25 protein-coding genes are annotated in these 18,238 nt (G+C 62.8%); 13 read left to right on the top strand and 12 right to left on the bottom strand.

Going from position 1 to position 18,238, the window contains the following annotated elements; genetic code table 11:
• Positions 1-3: 3 nt before the first annotated feature.
• The 8 genes from ACZ1G8_RS01750 (at position 4) to ACZ1G8_RS01785 (ending at position 4,258) form a co-directional block, all read left to right on the top strand.
• On the top strand, positions 4-585 hold the full coding sequence (locus ACZ1G8_RS01750; RefSeq protein ID WP_472680126.1) for a NifU family protein: 582 nt from the start codon (positions 4-6) through the stop codon (positions 583-585).
• A gap of 30 nt (positions 586-615) precedes the next feature.
• Positions 616-1,224, top strand: a complete 609-nt coding sequence (locus tag ACZ1G8_RS01755; protein ID WP_472680127.1) for a malonic semialdehyde reductase — start codon at positions 616-618, stop codon at positions 1,222-1,224.
• A gap of 161 nt (positions 1,225-1,385) precedes the next feature.
• Positions 1,386-1,877, top strand: a complete 492-nt coding sequence (gene tsaB, locus ACZ1G8_RS01760; RefSeq protein WP_472680128.1) for a tRNA (adenosine(37)-N6)-threonylcarbamoyltransferase complex dimerization subunit type 1 TsaB — start codon at positions 1,386-1,388, stop codon at positions 1,875-1,877.
• Positions 1,874-2,005 (top strand): hypothetical protein, encoded by a 132-nt coding sequence (locus ACZ1G8_RS01765; protein WP_472680129.1) that lies wholly within the window; start codon positions 1,874-1,876, stop codon positions 2,003-2,005. Before tsaB ends, ACZ1G8_RS01765 begins: the two co-directional genes overlap by 4 nt.
• Positions 2,002-2,331, top strand: coding sequence for a GNAT family N-acetyltransferase (locus ACZ1G8_RS01770; protein ID WP_472680130.1), 330 nt, complete (start codon positions 2,002-2,004; stop codon positions 2,329-2,331). The genes ACZ1G8_RS01765 and ACZ1G8_RS01770 overlap by 4 nt, the downstream gene beginning before the upstream one ends.
• Before the next feature lie 117 nt (positions 2,332-2,448).
• On the top strand, positions 2,449-2,886 hold the full coding sequence (locus tag ACZ1G8_RS01775) for a Ros/MucR family transcriptional regulator (RefSeq protein ID WP_472680131.1): 438 nt from the start codon (positions 2,449-2,451) through the stop codon (positions 2,884-2,886).
• A gap of 75 nt (positions 2,887-2,961) precedes the next feature.
• Positions 2,962-3,384, top strand: coding sequence for a Fur family transcriptional regulator (locus ACZ1G8_RS01780; protein WP_472680132.1), 423 nt, complete (start codon positions 2,962-2,964; stop codon positions 3,382-3,384).
• Positions 3,356-4,258 carry a lysophospholipid acyltransferase family protein gene (locus ACZ1G8_RS01785; protein WP_472680133.1) on the top strand — a complete coding sequence of 301 codons (903 nt, stop codon included), beginning with the start codon at positions 3,356-3,358 and terminating at the stop codon, positions 4,256-4,258. The genes ACZ1G8_RS01780 and ACZ1G8_RS01785 overlap by 29 nt, the downstream gene beginning before the upstream one ends.
• Here the strand turns inward: ACZ1G8_RS01785 and ACZ1G8_RS01790 are convergent.
• The 7 genes from ACZ1G8_RS01790 to ACZ1G8_RS01820 form a co-directional block, all read right to left on the bottom strand.
• The gene (locus tag ACZ1G8_RS01790) at positions 4,255-5,139 is read right to left on the bottom strand and encodes a LysR substrate-binding domain-containing protein (protein WP_472680134.1); all 885 of its coding nucleotides are present in this window, start codon (positions 5,137-5,139) and stop codon (positions 4,255-4,257) included. The two genes, ACZ1G8_RS01785 and ACZ1G8_RS01790, sit on opposite strands and share 4 nt — an antisense overlap.
• 76 nt (positions 5,140-5,215) lie before the next feature.
• Entirely contained in the window at positions 5,216-6,169 is a 954-nt protein-coding gene (locus ACZ1G8_RS01795) for a hemolysin family protein (RefSeq protein WP_472680135.1), read from the bottom strand.
• Positions 6,150-6,641: an rRNA maturation RNase YbeY gene (ybeY, locus tag ACZ1G8_RS01800; protein WP_472680136.1), complete on the bottom strand. Its 492-nt coding sequence runs from the start codon at positions 6,639-6,641 to the stop codon at positions 6,150-6,152. Before ybeY ends, ACZ1G8_RS01795 begins: the two co-directional genes overlap by 20 nt.
• Positions 6,641-6,862: a hypothetical protein gene (locus tag ACZ1G8_RS01805; RefSeq protein ID WP_472680137.1), complete on the bottom strand. Its 222-nt coding sequence runs from the start codon at positions 6,860-6,862 to the stop codon at positions 6,641-6,643. Before ACZ1G8_RS01805 ends, ybeY begins: the two co-directional genes overlap by 1 nt.
• The gene (locus tag ACZ1G8_RS01810; protein ID WP_472680138.1) at positions 6,859-7,890 is read right to left on the bottom strand and encodes a PhoH family protein; all 1,032 of its coding nucleotides are present in this window, start codon (positions 7,888-7,890) and stop codon (positions 6,859-6,861) included. The genes ACZ1G8_RS01805 and ACZ1G8_RS01810 overlap by 4 nt, the downstream gene beginning before the upstream one ends.
• A 100-nt stretch (positions 7,891-7,990) precedes the next feature.
• Positions 7,991-9,334 carry a tRNA (N6-isopentenyl adenosine(37)-C2)-methylthiotransferase MiaB gene (gene miaB / locus ACZ1G8_RS01815; RefSeq protein WP_472680139.1) on the bottom strand — a complete coding sequence of 448 codons (1,344 nt, stop codon included), beginning with the start codon at positions 9,332-9,334 and terminating at the stop codon, positions 7,991-7,993.
• Between the two features lie 91 nt (positions 9,335-9,425).
• Positions 9,426-9,887, bottom strand: coding sequence for a peptidylprolyl isomerase (locus ACZ1G8_RS01820; RefSeq protein WP_221545454.1), 462 nt, complete (start codon positions 9,885-9,887; stop codon positions 9,426-9,428).
• 102 nt (positions 9,888-9,989) lie between these two features.
• Here ACZ1G8_RS01820 and mgtE point away from each other — a divergent pair, with 102 nt between their 5' ends.
• From mgtE to ACZ1G8_RS01840, 4 genes are all read left to right on the top strand, one after another.
• On the top strand, positions 9,990-11,435 hold the full coding sequence (gene mgtE / locus ACZ1G8_RS01825; RefSeq protein ID WP_472680140.1) for a magnesium transporter: 1,446 nt from the start codon (positions 9,990-9,992) through the stop codon (positions 11,433-11,435).
• A gap of 199 nt (positions 11,436-11,634) precedes the next feature.
• Positions 11,635-12,024 carry a DUF1489 family protein gene (locus ACZ1G8_RS01830; RefSeq protein WP_472680141.1) on the top strand — a complete coding sequence of 130 codons (390 nt, stop codon included), beginning with the start codon at positions 11,635-11,637 and terminating at the stop codon, positions 12,022-12,024.
• 95 nt (positions 12,025-12,119) lie between these two features.
• A complete protein-coding gene (locus tag ACZ1G8_RS01835; RefSeq protein ID WP_472680142.1) occupies positions 12,120-12,512 on the top strand; it encodes a hypothetical protein in 393 nt (130 codons plus the stop codon).
• An 86-nt stretch (positions 12,513-12,598) separates the two neighbouring features.
• Positions 12,599-12,844, top strand: coding sequence for a hypothetical protein (locus ACZ1G8_RS01840; RefSeq protein WP_472680143.1), 246 nt, complete (start codon positions 12,599-12,601; stop codon positions 12,842-12,844).
• A gap of 87 nt (positions 12,845-12,931) precedes the next feature.
• On the opposite strand, the gene ACZ1G8_RS01845 is transcribed toward ACZ1G8_RS01840, so the two are convergent.
• From ACZ1G8_RS01845 to ACZ1G8_RS01860, 4 genes are all read right to left on the bottom strand, one after another.
• A complete protein-coding gene (locus tag ACZ1G8_RS01845; protein WP_472680144.1) occupies positions 12,932-13,864 on the bottom strand; it encodes a hypothetical protein in 933 nt (310 codons plus the stop codon).
• A 137-nt stretch (positions 13,865-14,001) separates the two neighbouring features.
• Positions 14,002-14,700: a DsbA family oxidoreductase gene (locus ACZ1G8_RS01850; RefSeq protein ID WP_472680145.1), complete on the bottom strand. Its 699-nt coding sequence runs from the start codon at positions 14,698-14,700 to the stop codon at positions 14,002-14,004.
• Positions 14,697-15,569 (bottom strand): NAD(+) diphosphatase, encoded by an 873-nt coding sequence (nudC, locus tag ACZ1G8_RS01855; RefSeq protein ID WP_472680146.1) that lies wholly within the window; start codon positions 15,567-15,569, stop codon positions 14,697-14,699. Before nudC ends, ACZ1G8_RS01850 begins: the two co-directional genes overlap by 4 nt.
• Positions 15,569-16,885 (bottom strand): serine hydrolase domain-containing protein, encoded by a 1,317-nt coding sequence (locus tag ACZ1G8_RS01860; protein WP_472680147.1) that lies wholly within the window; start codon positions 16,883-16,885, stop codon positions 15,569-15,571. Before ACZ1G8_RS01860 ends, nudC begins: the two co-directional genes overlap by 1 nt.
• 110 nt (positions 16,886-16,995) lie before the next feature.
• Here ACZ1G8_RS01860 and ACZ1G8_RS01865 point away from each other — a divergent pair, with 110 nt between their 5' ends.
• Positions 16,996-17,217, top strand: coding sequence for a hypothetical protein (locus ACZ1G8_RS01865; protein WP_472680148.1), 222 nt, complete (start codon positions 16,996-16,998; stop codon positions 17,215-17,217).
• On the opposite strand, the gene ACZ1G8_RS01870 is transcribed toward ACZ1G8_RS01865, so the two are convergent.
• Entirely contained in the window at positions 17,214-18,233 is a 1,020-nt protein-coding gene (locus ACZ1G8_RS01870) for an A/G-specific adenine glycosylase (protein WP_472680149.1), read from the bottom strand. The two genes, ACZ1G8_RS01865 and ACZ1G8_RS01870, sit on opposite strands and share 4 nt — an antisense overlap.
• Positions 18,234-18,238: the final 5 nt, after the last annotated feature.

Genomic DNA, 18,238 nt, shown 5'->3' on the forward strand with positions numbered 1-18,238 from the left:
GCCATGTTCATCGAGACCGAAACGACCCCGAACCCCGCCAGCCTCAAGTTCCTGCCGGGCCGCCCGGTGATGGGACAGGGAACGCGCGAATTCGCATCGCCTGAAGCTGCTGAAGCGAGTCCGCTCGCGCAGGCCATTTTCGACACCGGCGAGGTCGTGAACGTGTTCTTCGGCGGCGATTTCATCACGGTGACAGCCGCACCCGGCGTCAGCTGGAGCGATCTCAAGCCGCAGGTGCTCTCGATCCTGCTCGATCACTTTGTTGCCGAAGCCCCGCTCTTCGCGCCCGGCAGCGCCGGCGGCATTGCCGTCCCGCCCGAAGACGAGGAACTGCTCGTAGAGGAGCGCGCGGAAGACGCGGACATCGTCGCGCAGATCAACGAACTTCTGGAAACACGCGTGCGCCCCGCCGTCGCGGGCGATGGCGGCGATATCCAGTATCGCGGCTTCAAGGACGGCATCGTCTACCTGCAGATGCAGGGTGCCTGCTCGGGCTGCCCCTCCTCCACCGCCACGCTCAAGCACGGCATCGAGGGGCTGCTGAAACATTACGTGCCCGAGGTCGTTGAAGTCCGCGCAGCCTGATTTTCGCTCGCGCCTGAAACAAGGATTTCCATGACCAAGCAGTTCCACGACAACACGCTTTCCGCAGACGCTCTCGATCAGATTTTCCGCGAGGCACGCAGCTACAACGGCTGGCACGACAAGGAAGTCAGCGACGAGCAGATCCACCAGATCCACGAGCTGCTGAAAATGGGCCCGACCTCGGCCAACATGCAGCCAGGCCGCTTCGTATGGTGCAAATCGCAGGAATCGCGCGACAAGCTTGCCGAGATGGCATCCGAGGGGAATCAGGAGAAGATCAAGACCGCACCCGTGGTCGTGATCATCGGCTACGACATCGATTTCCACGAAGAGCTGCCTTGGCTCTTCCCGCACACTGACGCCAAGAGCTGGTTCGAAGGGGACGAGGAAGGCCGCAAAGAAGGCGCGGCGCGCAATTCCGCACTGCAGGGTGCTTACCTCATGCTCGCAGCCCGTTCGATCGGTCTTGATTGCGGCCCGATGTCGGGTGTCGATCTCGACAAGATCACGGAACACTTCTTCGCCGACAGCCCGCGGCACCGTGCCGACTGGGTCTGCGCGATCGGCTATGGCGACAAGACGACGATCTTCGACCGCAGCCCGCGGCCCGAATTCGACAAGTTCAATTCCATCGTCTGACTTGCAGGCCGCGCCCGGCTGAGGCAGGGCGCGGACCATGCGAATACTCGCGATAGAAACGGCCACCGAGGCCTGTTCCGTTGCCCTCTTCGAAGATGGCGCGCTTCTCGATCTCGCGCCATGTAGAGCTTGGCCGTGGCCATGCCGAAAGGCTTGTCCCAATGATCGGCGATCTGCCGGACAGGGGCCGCGCCGATCACATCCGTGTCTCGCTTGGTCCGGGAAGCTTTACCGGTGTCAGGATCGGGCTGGCGGCAGCACGCGCGCTGGGCCTCGCCTGGGGCGCCGAGGTCCGGGGCTTTCCCACACTGGCGCTGGTCGCTGCCACCGCTCGCCAGAGCAAGCCGGGCCCTCTCGGTATCTGCATGAATGGTGGTCATGGCGAGTGGTTCGTCCAGGAATTCGATGAAGTTGGGCTACCTGCCTCGGAGCTAGCCTCACTGACACCAGCCAAAGCGGTCGGTGCGATCCAGGCACCTACAATCGCGGGCAACCGCGCCGATGCATTCGCCGAAGAAGCTGGCCGCGAGGTCGAAAGCATCGGTCTGTTGCCCGACGCGCGCTTCGCACTCTTAGTGCGCGAGCAATTGCTGCTCACGGACCTCTCCCCGATCTATGGCCGCGCACCCGACGCGAAGGTGCCCGGCCGATGACCGACCTCGACAAGCTGATGGAAGTGATGGAGGAGGCTTTCGACCCCCACTTCCGCGAGGCTTGGACGCGACGGCAAGTCGAAGATCTCGCTCCTGACCCCGTCGACCTACATGTTGCTCGCCAATGAGGACGGCGGCCCATGTAGTGGTGGCGAGATCCGCGGTCGGCTTTGTTCTTGCCCGGCAGGCGGCCGATGAAATCGAACTTCTCTTGATCGCGATCCGGCCCGACTTCCGTGGACGCGGTCTCGGCCGCAAGCTCCTCGAGCGATTTATTGCCAGTGCCGCCGAAAGGGATGCGGCCAAAGTGTTTCTTGAAATGCGGGCGAATAATCCGGCCGAGAAATTCTACCGGAATGCTGGATTCGAGCAGATAGGTATTCGGCACGAATACTATCGCACTGTCCTCGGGACCCCGATTGACGCGCTCACATTCGCCAAAATTCTGGCCTGATTGCCTCTATTTCCGCGTCAAGTTGTAAGCACGCGACAATGATGGCGGATTTTTACAATTTCCAGTAGACAGCGGTAAATCCGAAGCATACGGCCACTATAGATGGGGAGTATGCAGATGGAAGAATTTGAAGTCGACATGTCGGAAACGTTAATTACGCTGACCTCGGACATCGTGGCAGCACACGTATCGAATAACAGCGTGGCCGTTGATGATGTGCCTGCCCTTATTTCGAACGTTTATTCGGCACTTTCAGGCCTTGGGACCGGCAGTGCAGCCGAAGAAGTCCGCCCTGATCCGGCAGTTTCGGTCCGCGCTTCGGTCAAGAAGGATCACATCATTTGCCTCGACTGCGGCAAGAAGATGAAGATGCTCAAGCGCCACCTGTCGACCGAACACGACATGACGCCTGACGAGTATCGCCAGCGCTGGGATCTTGCGGCCGATTACCCGATGGTCGCACCCGATTACGCGGATACGCGCCGCGACCTGGCCAAGAAGATCGGCCTTGGCCGCAAGCCCGGACAGAAGCGCGGTCGCAAGAAGGCTGCATAAAGCCTTTCGGTTCGCCTTGAGATAGACGCCCCGGCCCGATAAGGGTGCGGGGCGTTATTCATTCAGGAAGTCGAATTGCACCAGCGTATCGATCTCGAGCAACTCTGCGCCGACAAGGGTTTGCGCATCACCGAACAGCGTCGCGTCATCGCGAAAGTGCTGTCCGAAAGCGATGATCACCCCGACGTCGAAATGCTTCACGAACGCGCCAACAAGATCGACCCGGGCATTTCGATCGCCACGGTCTATCGCACGGTGCGCCTGTTCGAGGAGGCCGGCATCCTTGACCGGCACGATTTCGGTGACGGACGTGCGCGCTACGAAGCGGCGCCCGAAGCGCATCACGATCACCTGATCGACGTGGAAACCGGCAAGGTTGTCGAATTCGTCGACCCCGAGCTCGAAGCGCTACAGAAGCAGATTGCCGAGAAGCTGGGCTATCGCCTCGTCGACCACCGCATGGAACTTTATGGCGTCCGGCTCGATCGCGAAGGCTGAGCGCAAGCTAGCCCGCTATACAGAGGAGCGACTGGCCGCCGCGCGCGGCGAGAATGTTCCGCTGACCATCTTCGGCTGGATTCGCTTCATCCTGCGGACAATCGGCATAATCGCACTGCTGATGGCCTTCGTGCCGCTCCATTACATTTACCGTATCTTTGCCTACGGCTCGCCCTTCCCGATGCTGTTCCTGCGCTACACGGCGCGGGTTGCCGGAGCAAAGGTCGAGGTCGTCGGGACACCCTTGAAGCGCGATGTCTTCTTCATCGCCAATCATGTCTCCTGGTTCGACATCCTCGCTATGGCGGGAGCGAGCGGGACGGCCTTCGTCGCCAAATGGGAATTGAGCCAGGTGCCGGTCATCGGCTGGCTCTGCGGTCTCAATCGCACCGTTTTCGTGAAGCGCGAGCACCGCATGGGTGTCGCCGAACAAATCAATGCGCTGAAGGATGCCCTGCAAGACAACTGGTCGGTCACGGTCTTCCCCGAAGGTACTGTGACCGACGGGCATTCGCTGCTGCCGTTCAAGTCATCGATGATCTCGGTGCTCGAGCCACCGCCGCCCGGTGTCCTGGTTCAGCCGGCCGTCGTCGATTACGGCGAGCACTCGGAAGAGATTGCTTGGGTGGGCGAAGAAAGCGGGCTGCACAACGCGATCCGCGTCATGGCGCGCTCTGGCACGTTCAGGCTGCGGATCCATTACCTCGAGCCTTTCAGCCCCGAGGACCACCACGGGCGCAAGGCTATTGCCGCCAAGGCACGGGAAGAGATTGAGGAACGCCTTGTGGCGAACCTCGGAAAGCCGCTGCGCGACTACCAGCACGTTGTCGATGCAGTAAGGTACAAGCCGCCCGAAGGGATCGGCTACGATTAGAGTCCGGCGTTGACCAGCCAGTCGTGGAAGAGCCGCACCGGGCGTTCTTCCAGCGCGGTCGGCTTGCACACGAACCAGTAGCTGTAGGGGCTTTCGACCTCGACACCGAACAGGTCGGTGAGGCGCGAATCCGCCGCGCGCTTTAGGTGATCGTCGTGCATGATCGCGATCCCGAGGCCCTGCGCCGCTGCTTCCAGCATGAGCTGGCCGGAATCGTACTGGTCGATCGCAGTCGGTTCGAGCTCGTGCATGCCAAGCTCGTCCTTCCACGCACGAAAGCTCTCGGGCAGCTCGTTGTGGATCAGGAAGGTCTGCTTGGCGAGAACCTCTTGGTCGGGCTTGTCACCCAGCTTCGCGGCCAGTTCCTTGCTCGCGATCGCGTGCACCATGTTGAAATCGAGCCGGACCGCGTGAAGCCCGCTTGCAGGGCCACGCGAAAGGATGATGGCGGCATCGAGGGTGTCGCCAACGCGGTCCTCCAGATGCGGGCCGGTATCGATATCGATGTGGAGCAGAGGATGGCGTGCGCGCAGTTCGGCAAGTCGCGGGAACAGACGCTGGCTTCCGAAGAGCGGGAGCACCCCGAGATGGAGGCGCAGCACGGACAGGTTTTCCGACTGGCTCTCAACCGCCCTCGCCAGCGCTTCGAGCTGCGGATTGACCGCCTCGTAGAACGCATGGCCATCGTCAGTGAGCGACATCGCCTGGCGCGCACGGGTGAAAAGCTTCTTGCCGACGAAGTCCTCGAGATTGCCGATTCGGCGGGAAAGAGCTGATGGGCTGAGACCAAGCTCGTCGGCAGCAGCACGCGCCGATCCGAGCCGCACGGTGCGAACGAAAGCTTCCAAGGCTCGGAGCGGCGGTAAGCGACGAACTGGCATTTCGAAATCCGCCTATTGCCCGAAACGCGCAGTGTCGAGTGTCAATCGGACTGACCGTGCAGTTTCGCGCAACTGATCAGTCTTCGGCGTCTGCCGGCTTGGGCTCGTGCAGCCGCAGCCGCGTAACATGCGTTTCATCACCATCGGTGATCTCTATCCGCCAGCCGCTCGGATGTTCCACAATTGCACCAACTGGCGGGACCTGTTCGGCCAGCACGAAGGCAAGACCGCCCAGCGTGTCGACAGATTCCTCGACCTCTGCGAGGCGCGGGTCGATGCGTTCGGCGACATCGTCGAGCTCGGCGCGGGCGTCGCAGTCCCACATGCCCTCGCCGATCGAAGCAATCCATTCCTCAGGCGCGTCATCATGCTCGTCCTCGATCTCGCCGACGATCTCCTCGACCAGGTCCTCGATGGTGATGATGCCATCGGTGCCCGAGAATTCGTCGAGCACGATCGCAAGATGCATCCGGTGCGAACGCATGTCGGCAAGCACATCGAGCGCGTTGCGCGTTTGCGGGACGTATAGTGGCTGACGCATCAACACCGTCCAGTCGGCCGGCGGAGTCTTCTTCTCCGCCAAGAACGGGAAGATATCCTTGATGTGGATCATGCCGATCACATCGTCGAGCTGGCCGCGATATACGGGCATGCGCGAGTGGCCATGCTCGGAGAAGGTCGCGACGACCTCGTCCCAGCTGGCTTCGGCATTGACTGCTATGATTTCGCCGCGTGGCACCGCGACATCGTCGGCATCGTGCTCGCTAAAGTGCAGCAGGTTGCGGAGCATCTGGCGCTCGACGCCCGAAAGGTCGCCCTTGGCGGTGTCCTCGGTGTCTTCGCTGCCGTTCTCGCCCTCGTGCTCGTCGATAGCTTCTTCCAGCTGCGCGCGCAGTGAGCGCTCGCCGCTTTCGGGGTCGAACAATTTACGGATGGCGGGCCAAAGCCCGCTGCTACTCTCCGCGTCTCCGGCGGGGGTGAAGAATTGGGCATGGCCCGGTTGCGTACTCCTATTTGTCGCGATCCCCATATGGGTCCGCGATACCCAGTTTTGCAAGCGCTTCGATCTCGAGTTTTTCCATCGCGGCCGCCTGCTCGTCGGAATCCACGTGGTCATGGCCTGCAAGATGCAAGAAACCGTGAATGAGGAGATGGGTCGTGTGATCGGCAAGGCTGATGCCTTTCTCTCCCGCTTCACGCTCACACGTCTCGAAAGCAAGTGCGATATCGCCGAGCATTTCAGGCGGTCCATCTTCGCGTAGTTCGAGCAAATCCTCGCGCTCGAGCATGGGGAAGGAAAGCACATTGGTCGGCTTGTCCTTGCCGCGCCATTCCTTGTTGAGTTCGTGCACCTGTTCGTCGGTTGTGAAAAGCACGCTGGTCGTCAGGCGCTTGTTTGAAAGCGCAGGCTCGACCTGCGCGATTGCCTCATGGGCCTTTTGCGAGAGGACTTCCCAGTCCTCAGCGTCGGGCCATCCATCGATTTCGATATCGAGGTCCATCAGTTGAAGCTTTCACGCATCCAAGCAATTCGCTGGCGCGCTTCTGTTTCGGCAGTCAACGCAGAGTCGTATATGCCAAGGTCCAAGCCGTCGCCCCACTCACCCTGAACCGTCCGCCAGTTTCGATGAAAAGTGAAATGTCCATCCTTCCGTCGAAGGATCCGAACACGCTCGGAGCCGTCGGGACTGTCAACGACCTTCACAACCTTGAAATCACTCAAGCCGCAGGCCCTTCGTAGGCCTCCACGATACGCCCGACGATCGGGTGGCGCACGACGTCCGCGGCAGTGAAGCGGATAGTGCCGAAGCCCTCGACGCCTTCCAGCTTGCCGACCGCATCGGCGAGGCCGCTCATGCCGTCACCACCGGGGATGTCGACCTGACGCGGGTCTCCGCACACCACCATGCGGCTGTTCTGGCCGAAGCGGGTGAGGAACATCTTCATCTGCTCGCGCGTGGTGTTCTGCGCCTCGTCCAAGATGACGAAGGCATCGGCCAGCGTGCGGCCGCGCATGAAGGCGATGGGTGCAATTTCGATCTCGCCAGAAGCCAGCCGTCGCTCGACCTGTTCGGGCGGCATGCAGTCGTAGAGCGCGTCGTAGAGCGGACGCAAATAGGGATCGACCTTGTCCTTCATGTCGCCGGGCAGGAAGCCCAGCTTTTCGCCCGCTTCCACCGCCGGTCGGGAGAGGATCAGGCGCTGGACGCTGCCATTGATGAGCTGCGCCACGGCCTGCGCGACGGCGAGATAGGTCTTGCCGGTACCTGCGGGGCCAAGCGCGAAAATGATGTCGTCGCGCACGAGGCTACGCATGTAGGTCGCCTGCATCGCACTGCGGGGCACGATGGTCTTGCGACGCGTGCGGATCATGATCGGCGGGCCGTCCGGCTTGCCGTCCATGATGCCGTCCAATGTCGGTTCGTTCGACATGGCGATCAGCGACTCGATCGCGCCCTGGTCGAGATCCTGTCCCATGGCGAGGCGATCATACATCTCGTTGAGCACGTCGCGGGCGCGGGCGACGCTGTCTTCGGGGCCTTCGATATGGATGGAATTGCCGCGAGCCGAGATGAACACGCCCAGCCGGTTTTCCACCTGCACGAGATTGGCATCGAACTGTCCGAAAAGCGCGCCTAGCAGGCTCTGGTTTTCGAATTCGAGATCGAGTTGCGCGCGGCGTACTTCGCGCTGCGGTGCGGGCGGTTTGGTCAAGACCGGATCGGCCTGCCGTGCTGGTTTGCGAGCCATTTGCTCCTTTCACGTGTTTGCGAGTCGGAAGGTTACTCTTCAACGCGCGAGTGGCAAGGAGGGGTCCGCGTGATGGCGGTGGAAAGTCACGCGGCTGTAATCAGACCGTGACAGTCTCGCGCAGCTTGCCGGCGAGCGAGTTGGGGCCCGCCTCGACCAGTTCGGCCTGCACGAGGTCGCCAATCTGCGCCTCGCCTTCGAACCAGACACTCTGGAGCCAGGGCGACTTGCCGAGCCACTGACCCGCATGCTTGCCCTTGCGCTCGACGAGGACTTCGCAGGTCTTGCCCACGCTTGCCTCGTTGAAAGCCAGCTGGTCGCGGTTGAGCGCGGCCTGGAGGCGCTGGAGGCGTTCGTCCATGACTTCCTTCGCCACCTGACCGTCCATCGTGGCGGCTGGCGTACCGGGACGCGGCGAATACTTGAAGCTGAATGCCTGCGCGTATTTGACCTCGTCCACCAGCGCGAGGGTTTCCTCGAACTCGGCATCGGTCTCGCCGGGGAAGCCGACGATGAAGTCGCCCGACAGCGCAAGGTCCGGCCGCGCGGCGCGGAAGCGGCCCAGCAGCTTGAGGTAGCTTTCCGCTGTGTGACTGCGGTTCATGGCCTTGAGCACGCGGTCGCTGCCCGCCTGCACCGGCAGGTGGAGGAAGGGCATGAGCTTGTCGATCTCGCCATGCGCGGCGATCAGATCGTCGTCCATGTCGGCGGGGTGGCTGGTGGTGTAACGGATGCGCGCTAGCCCATCGACCTTCGCAAGGTCGCAGATCAGGCCTGCGAGACCGACCTGGTGGCCCTTGTCGTCTTCGCCCGACCACGCCGAGACATTCTGGCCGAGCAGCGTGATCTCCTTCGCGCCCGCATCGACCAGCTTCTTCGCTTCGGTCACCAGGTCGCTGTATGGTCGGCTGATTTCGGCGCCGCGCGTATAGGGCACTACGCAATAGGTGCAGAACTTGTCGCAGCCTTCCTGCACGGTGAGAAAGCTCGCCGGATTGGTGCGGCGGCGTTCGGGCAGCGCGGCGAACTTGGCGATGGCCGGCATGTCGGTATCGGTCGCCCGCTCGCCCTTCACTGCCTTGTCCAGCATTTCGGGGAGGCGATGATAGGCCTGCGGGCCGACGACCATGCTGACCGCCGGGGATCGCTTCATGATCTCCTCGCCCTCGGCCTGCGCGACGCAGCCCGCGACTGCGATCAGCGGGGTCTTGCCCGCTTCCCCGCCTGCCTTGGAGATGCGCCCGATGTCCGAATAGACCTTCTCCGCCGCCTTCTCGCGGATATGGCAGGTGTTGAGCACGACGAGGTCTGCATCCTCACCCTCGGGCGCAGGCACGATCCCCTGCTCGCCCAGCATCTCGGCCATGCGCTCGCCGTCATAGACGTTCATCTGGCAGCCGAAGCTCTTGACCCTGTAGGTCTTGGGGGAATTGGTCGGTTTCATGACAGGCGGGCGCACATAGCGAAAACGGTTGGTTCCTACAATGAGAAGGGCGGCACTTGGCCGCCCTTCCTTCAGTGGATGTTCGCGAGGCTTACGAAACAGTCGCCTTCACGATCTTGCCCGGGTTTGCCGGCGGCTCGCCCTTGGGCAGGGCGTCGATGTGTTCCATGCCGCTCTCGACCTGGCCCCAAACGGTGTACTGGCCGTCGAGGAATTCGGCGTCGTCGAAGCAGATGAAGAACTGGCTGTTGGCGCTGTCGGGCACCTGGGTGCGGGCCATCGAGCAAGTGCCGCGGGTGTGCGGTTCGCTGTTGAATTCGGCCTTGAGGTCGGGCTTGTCGCTACCGCCCATGCCGGTGCCGGTCGGATCGCCGCCCTGCGCCATGAAGCCGGGGATCACGCGGTGGAAGACCACGCCGTCGTAGAAGCCTTCGCCCGCGAGCGTGGTAATGCGCTCGACATGTCCGGGGGCGAGATCGGGGCGCAGCTTGATCACTACGTCCTTGTTCTCGCCGTCGCCGGTATCGAGGGTGAAGGTCAGCTTGTCGGCCATTGAAGTGTCTCCTTTAATTCGGTTGGCGCCTACATAGGCTTTCACAGCCTCATGTCACCCTCTGCTTGCTTTCTATGTCCTTGTGCCTAGAGGTTTCGCCCCATGGCGGAGGACGATCGCATCCCCGAAGACGACCTGATGCTGGCGGAAACGCCGGACGAAGGCGGTCGCCCGGACGATCGCATCGACGACGAGCGCATGGACGAGGAGAACACGCTCAAGCGCGAGTTCGTCCGCTCGGTCGAAGATGCGCTGGATGCCGGTGAGACGGCGCAGGTCTACGACCTTGTCGAACCGCTGCACCCTGCCGACGTCGCCGACCTTCTCGAGCTGTTCGAGAAGGACGAGCGTCACCAGCTTGCCACGGCCATCACCGACCTGATGACCAGCGAAGTCGTTGCCGAACTCAACGACTACGTGCGCGAGGAGATGATGGAGGCGCTGCCCGCAGATGCGGTGGCGCAGATTGCCGAGCAGCTCGAGACCGACGACGCCGTCCAGCTGATCGAGGATTTGGACGAGGACGACCAGAAGGCCATCCTCGCCGAGCTCGATCCCGAAGACCGCACCGCGATCGAGACCGCGCTCGCTTATCCGGAAGAGACCGCCGGGCGATTGATGAGCCGCGAGTTCGTGGCGGTGCCCGAACACATCACGGTCGGCGAGCTGATCGACTTCCTGCGCGAGGAGCGCGACCTCCCGGGCGACTTCTTCGAGGTCTTCGTGGTCGACCAGCGAATGCACCCTGTCGGGACCTGTGTCCTTTCTTGGATCCTGCGCACGCCGCGCGACGTGGTCCTCGGCGACGTGATGAAGCGTGACCAGACGCTCATACCGGCAGAGCTCGACCAGGAAGAGGTCGCGCTCATGTTCCAGAAATACGGCCTGATCAGCGCCGCCGTGATCGACGATGACGGCAGGCTGGTCGGCCAGATGACAGTCGACGATATCGTCCACATCATCGCCGAGGAAGCGGGCGAGGACGCCCTGCTGATGTCGGGCGCCGGCGAAGGTGACATCAACGAGCCGATCCGCGAGGCATACTCCAGCCGCGTACGCTGGCTGGTGGCGAACCTCGGCACCGCGCTCGTCGCATCGCTCATCATTGCGCTGTTCGGTTCTGCGATCGAGAAGCTGGTCGCGCTTGCCGTGCTTATGCCCATCGTCGCCAGCATCGGCGGCAATGCGGGCACGCAGACCATGGCCGTGACCGTGCGCGCCATCGCGATGAACCAGCTCACCAGCAGCAACACACGCCGTATCCTGACCAAGGAACTGCGCGTGGCATTCCTCAACGGCCTTACCATCGCGGTGCTGATCGGGGCGGCGACAGCCGTGATCTTCACGCCGCTGCTCGGCCTTGTCATCGCGCTGGCCATGGTGATCAACGTGGTGACTGCCGGACTTGCGGGCGTTCTTGTGCCCGTTGCCTTCGACCGACTCGACCAGGACCCTGCTGTTGCCTCCAGCGTCTTCGTGACCATGATCACCGACTCGATGGGCTTCTTCGCATTCCTCGGCCTCGCCGTGGCGATGCAGGTCGTCTGAACTCCAACAGGCTGGAACACATGGAACACGGTCCTGGGAGAAAAACTCCCGGGCGCGCGTGCGGCGTGCGAACCGGCGGATTTGCAAGGCTTTGGGAGTGCGGCGAGCAGGCATTGCGGAACGCTGCACCGCCCTTCCCCCTGTAGGAAAGCGCTTTTCGCTCGGTTGAGATTGCGGGAGGAATGGCTATCTCCTTCCCATGCCGCTTCACCTGACCAAGATCGCCTTCGGCGCGCAGTCGTATAACGATATCGAAAGCTGGTACGCGCAGCGGCGCAGCCCCAACCTCACGACGCGCTATCGCCCGACGAAGTGGGAGGAGTGCATCGGCGGCTCGCTCTACTGGATCCACCAGCATGCCATCGTCGCGCGCAGCGAGATCCTCGGTTTCAGCGAGACCAAGACCGGACGCTGGTCGATCGACCTCAAGCCCGAACTGATCCGCGTCCACCCGCGTCCCAAGCGCGCGCATCAGGGCTGGCGCTACCTCAAGGGCGAACCCCCGCGCGATCTCGCACCGGGTGAAGACATCGGCGATGCCCTGCCCGGCAAGCTTGCCGGAAAGCTGGAACGTCTCGGCCTGATCTGACGCTGATTCGCGCTTTTCCGCCATTCGTGTAGGTTGTCGCGCCAGAGCCACAGACTCCTGCTAGGTCCTGAATGGCTCGCTGGAGGAGAGACGGCATGGGACACACGAAGACCTGTTTCAAAGCAAGCGTGATGGCAACTGCGGCACTGGCCATGAGCGCGCCCGGAATTCTATCCGCCCAGTCCACTATCGGGGCCCGCTCGGGGACCGGCACCCATTTTCATCTCATGCAGCTGTCGGTCAAAAGCGAAGAGGTCCCGCTCGAGCGCTTTCGCGAGGAGACCCAGACGATCCGCGATTGCGGCGATGCCCGCGATGTGGGCGAAGCGCTCGGCGCGGATATTCGCAAGAACCGCTGGGTGCCCGCGTGGAAGATACCGAAAAGGGTCAAGGCCGTGCTCGAAGAGGTCGAAACGGGCCACGCCACTGGCGTCTTCAGCAACGAGCCCGGAATCATGCGCGTGATCGTGATCTGCCACCGGCTCTAGGAGCTGGCCCGGACGGGCCTCGCGTGCGACGAATTGCGGATCGTTATCAGCCACTTGGCCGTTAACAGGGGAAAGGAGAAATTCTGATGCCCGAACGCCAGTCTATGCACCCCGATAACGAACTTATCGAAGAACTCACCGAATACGACACGCCCTCGCAGCAAAGCTCGTCGGGCGGCGAAGTGAACCGCCAGGTCGGCTCGCGCGGAGAGCTGAACCGCGCCTTCGATCCCGACAATCGTGAGCCGGAAGTGGGTTCGGACAACCCCGCACAGGATGCGATGAAGGGTCCCAAGACGCGTCAGGCGATGCAGGACAATCGCTCGAGCTAAGCGCGGCTGACAATTTACAGCGAGCAACGTCCCGCCGGTTCATGCCGGCGGGGCGTTTGTTTTTGGGCCGCTAGGAGGACTGCTTCCCTATTCGGCTGCTGCGACAGAGAAACGCGCGAAGAACCCTTTCTCCTGCGCATCGGGAATTTCCGCCGTTATCCCGTAATCGCCCGGCTCCAGCGTAAGCCTGAAATAGCCGGTGGCGCCCTCCGGCATGTCGTGGATGCCGCCCACGAACCGCGCTGGCGCTGGCGTCTGTTGTCCATCCGTAGGGAAGAAGTCGGGCCACCTTGCCGCGGCATCGACATCGGTGCCCTCGTCGATGCGGAAGACGTGGGCATCGTGGCCAACGAAATTGTTGTAAAGTTGCTGCTCTGCGAAGTTCACGCGCACCGAGTTCTCGCCGGGGACGAAGGCGCCTTGTGAGATCTCGTAGCCGCTGTTCGAGAGCGTCAGAGTCACATTCGCTTCGGGCTCGGGCATTCCGCCGTCTTCGGCGACTACCGTCAGTGGGAATACCATGCCGAACTCGCCCGGCTCGGGATTGTAATTATGCTGGACGCCATTGGTCTTCACGTAGCATTCGACAATGTAGTTTCCCGGCTCAAGATACATCGTGGCCTCGCCGGTAACGCCATCGGACATCATGCCGGGGCCGCCAAGCCAGGTGAGGTCGCCGACCCACGCTGGCATGGTCGCTGCGATCGCGGCTGCCTTCTCCGTGTCTCCTGCAATTGCCGCTGTCAGGCTCTGCTGGATAGGAACGACGACCTCTTCGTCCACCATCTCGGCAGTAATCCCGTCGGGCAGCCGATATACCAGTGCGTGGTGGGTCATCCCGCCATTGTTGATGACGCGAATTGTCGTCCAGCCGGACTTGATCGTGTCGGGACCAACAAACGAAAGTCCCTGCACCTCGAGCTCGAGGACGTTCTCCTGCGTACTGTCCGCTTGGGGTGTCTCCGGAGAACACCCGGCTAGGGAAAGAGCGAGTACGGCTCCAATTGCGAAATGCTTCATCATGGTCGCCCTTCATGCGCGAAAGCAGCAGGTAGAAGAGCAGGAGAAGCTCAATCTTGCAAATCGCGCGCCAGTCGGGCTCGTGGCCGCTTTCACCAGAAGTCTCGGAATTCCGCGATCGCGGCCGTTAGCCGACGTCAGCCCTCGGCAGCCGCCGCAGTCTTCTCCGCCACCCGCCTCAGAGCATTCACATAAGCCTCGGGCGGCTGTGCGCCGGGGATCATGAAGCGACCTTCGACGATCATCGCGGGCACGCCGGTAATGTTCATCTCCATCGCCGCGCGTTCCTCGACGCGGGTCTTGCGCGCGAGTTCCTCGTCGTCGAGCGCGGCGGCGGCAGCCTCGCGGTCGAGACCGACCTCTTCCGCCACGTCGAGTAACACCTCACGCTCTCCGATGCGGCGGCGCTGGTTGAAGTGGGCTTCGAATAGCGCGAGCTTGAGCTCGGTCTGCTTCTCGGCCCCGTGCTCCTCTATCACCCAGGTCAGCAGCCGGTGCGCGGCAAAGGTGTTCCACATCATCGCATCGGGTGCGGGGTCCGCATCGCCTTCGTAGTCGAGGCTGACACCGGCCTGCTCGGCCGCCTGCCGCATCTGGCCCTGCACCTGTTTCGACTGGTCAATCGTGCGGCCGTATTTGCGCGCGATATGCGCAGTGCGCTCCTCGCCCTTTTCGGGCATATCAGGATTGAGTTCGAAGGCGTGCCAGCGAATGTCCGCGTCGAGTTCGCCGTCGAGCTGGCCCAGCGCCTGCTTCAGGTTGCCCCAGCCCACGAGGCACCAGGGGCACATGACATCCGACCAGATGTCGATCGTGAGCTTACGGGCCTGGGTCATCTGTGTATCCACCAATGCATCAGGTGATGCGCTATAGCATGCGGAGGCGGCGCCCTGAACGGGCCCTCTCCGGCGAGCGAGGCTTTCACTTCCTCGTGCGTGTACCAGTTGATCTCGGCCATCTCGGTTTCGTCGATGGTGAGCGCATCGTCATCGGCGTAGGCGTGGCAGCCGATCATCAGCTGGCTTGGGAACGGCCAGGGCTGGCTTGCGATATAGCTGACGTCGCGGACCTTCACGCCGCTTTCCTCCAGCACTTCGCGCGCGACACCTTCCTCGATGCTCTCGCCCGGCTCGACGAAGCCTGCGAGCGCCGAGAACGCACCTTCGGGCCAGCCGAGGCCGCGACCCAGCATCAGCTTGCCGTCATATTCGACCAGCATGATAGTGACCGGATCGGTGCGCGGGAAATGGTTCGTACCGCAGGCGCTGCAATTACGCTGCCATCCGCCCTTGGCGATCTCGGTCGGACCGCCGCACTGGGCGCAGAAGCGGTGGCGTGCGTGCCAGTCTACGATGCTGCGCGCACCGCCATAGGCCGCGAGGTCCGAAGGCTGGAGCGTCGACATGAGCGACCAAAGCTGCGGGTTCGCCATGCGAGGGCTTGCATCGCCCTCGGGCGGCACGGCGGCGAAGCAGGCCTTGCCGCTTTCGCTTTCCGAATAGTCGAGGCCGAGGAAAACGAGTTCCGCATCTACCGCCGCATCGGCCAGCGTGCCCCAGACCAGCCGCCCGTCGTCGCCGATCGATGGCATCAATCCGTCGAGCGCGAGCAGTCGTGCTTTCCAGTTCATGTATCCCGCCAGCCGCTCCGGGTCGGCGCGGACGTGGTCCGCCCTGTCGATATGCGATCCGGTGAAGGACAGCATTACGCTGCCGCCGCTGCTGCGACAGCCTGGATATCGGCTGTGAGCGCGGCGATGAATTCCTCGCGGATAGGATACTTCTCGGGCGGCATGTACTGGGTGTAGAGGCCGGTGCGCATGTTGAGATTGAAGTCGACCGCGGCGAGCGTGCCTGCCGCCCCGCCCCAGCCGAACTGGCCATTGGTCGAACGGCCGCCTGCACCAAAGCCCTGTCCGGCAATCCAGGTGCCGGCGGTGTCCACGCCCGCGGGCAGCAGGTTGGAGACGCCCGTGCGCACTGTATCGCTTTCCATGACCTGCACCGTGTCGAGCTTGCCGTAGCCGAGCAGCATGCGCAGGAAACGGTCGTAGTCACGCGGGCTGGAAACGAGCCCGCCGCCGCCAGCAGGGAAGGCCGGCTCGTCGAGGAAGACCGAGCTCGGGCCCGGGTCGACAGGAATCGGCATGGTGCCGAGGAAGCCGTAATTGGTCGTCATGCGCGCACGCTCACTATCGGGCACCGCCCAATAGGTGCTTGTCATGCCGCAAGGTTCGAAGATGCGCGTGCGCAGGAAGTCCTCGTAGCTCATGCCCGATGCCACTTCGACCACGCGTCCGAGGAGGTCGAGGCTGGCCGAATAGATCCACTGCGTGCCCGGCTGCGCCACCAGCGGAAGCTCTGCAAGACGATCCGAAAAGGCTTCGAGCGAGGGCGCGGGTGTAACCTGCGGCAGGCCGGGGATCGGCATGCGGCTGACGCGGCCGCCGACAAGGCCTTGCTTCACGAATTCGCCGAGCAGCGGGCCCTTGGCGTCGATGATGTAGCTGAGGCCTGCAGTATGCGTGAGCAGGTGCCGGATCGTGATCTGCGTCTCTGCCGGTACCGTGTCGTCGAGCGCGCCGTCAGGGGTCCTCAGCACCTGCATGTCGGCGAATGCGGGGAGAATTTCCGCTAGCGGAGTGTCGAGCCCGAAATGGCCGTCCTCGATGCACATCATCGTCGCCATGCCGGTGATCGGCTTGGTCATCGAATAGATACGGTAGAGCGTATCGAGCCCCACTTCCGCGTCGCTACCAAAGGCAAGCGTTCCCGCGCCAACGGTATGCGCCATGTCTTCCTGACCGCGTCCGAGGGCGACAATCAGGTTGGCGACCTTGCCCTCGCGAACATAGCGGCTGGTCAGCTTTGCAAGTTCGGGAAAAGCGTGTCCGACGTCATGCGCCAGCAGGCTCGATGCACCCGGAATGCCGACGGCTGCGGTGCCTGCGGCCAGCCATGCTCCCGAGCGGAAGAGCGCGCGGCGGGAAAGCTGGGGTGTGTCGAATTCGCGAAAGGCCATGTAGTTACTCTCCGGTCTGGACTGCGCGCCTTGATGCGCACGCGAAGCTGAACGGTCAATTGCGAATTGAAACGCTTGCAATCGCGAGCTGTTTTACCCATATAAGACACATGCTCAATCTACTCTCCTTCCTTTTCGGTATCGTCTCGCTCGTGATCGTCATCCCGGCGACCATCCCGTTCCTCGGCTGGGCCAATTGGCTTGCACTGCCCCTGATCGTGCTGGGCATCATCATCGGTCAGATGTCGTCGAGCAATTCAGGGCGGAATTTCTGCCTGATCGTCTTGCTGATCGCTGCGATCCGCCTCAGCATCGGCGGCGGCGTAATCTAGGCCAGCACCAACCGCGCGGCCTTCGCGAAGAGCGTGGGCAGGCCGGCATCGTCCAGTTCGGCGATCGGCCACCACTCGCCCTCGCCTTCCGGCTGCGCGGCTTCCGACTGGCGCTCTACCGACAGTTCGATGGCGAAATGGGTGAAGGCGTGGCGCACGACGCCGCGCGCTTCCCAGCTCCCGTCGATGGGAGCCTCGCCCGAGCCGTCGCCGCGTGCCGACCAGCCGTCATCGGGCAGCGCGCGCATACCGCCGAGCATGCCCGTGCCTTCCCTTCTGATGAGCCAGACCGTACCCTCGCGCTCGATCCACCATGCCTTGCCCTGACGGGTCGGCTTGGCCTTCTTCGGCGCCTTTACGGGTAGCCGCGCGGGATCCCCCTCAGCCTTGCCTCTACAATCGCGCTCGAGCGGGCAAAGCAGGCATTTCGGGTCACGAGCGGTGCAGATGCCCGACCCCAGATCCATCATCGCCTGTGCAAAGTCCCCAGCGCGGTTGTCCGGCGTGATAGAGTCGGTCGCCGCGCGGATGGCCTTGCGCGATCCAGGAAGCGGTTCGCGGATGGCGAAAAGGCGCGAGACCACACGCTCCACATTGGCATCGACCACTACCGCACGCCTGCCGAAGGCGATCGCCGCAACGGCAGCGGCCGTATAATCTCCGAGCCCGGGGAGCTTGCGCAGCTCCGCCTCGGTGTCAGGGAAGCCGCCCATTTCGGCTACAGCCCGCGCTGCTTTCACGAGATTGCGGGCGCGCGAATAATATCCTAGCCCCGCCCACGCCGCCATGACGTCTTCCTCGGGCGCAGCAGCGAGCGCTTCGACCGCCGGCCAGCGCTTGGTGAAGGATTCGAAATAGGGCTTCACCGCCGCTACCGTGGTCTGCTGCAGCATGACTTCGGACAACCACACGCGATACGGATCTGGCGCAGGCTCGCCAGGCCGAGCACGCCAGGGCAGGTCGCGGGCGTGGGTATCGTACCAATCGAGCAATTTATCGGAGACTATAGCGGCCACGCGCC

Source organism: Qipengyuania sp. BR81-2 (genome assembly GCF_055693895.1).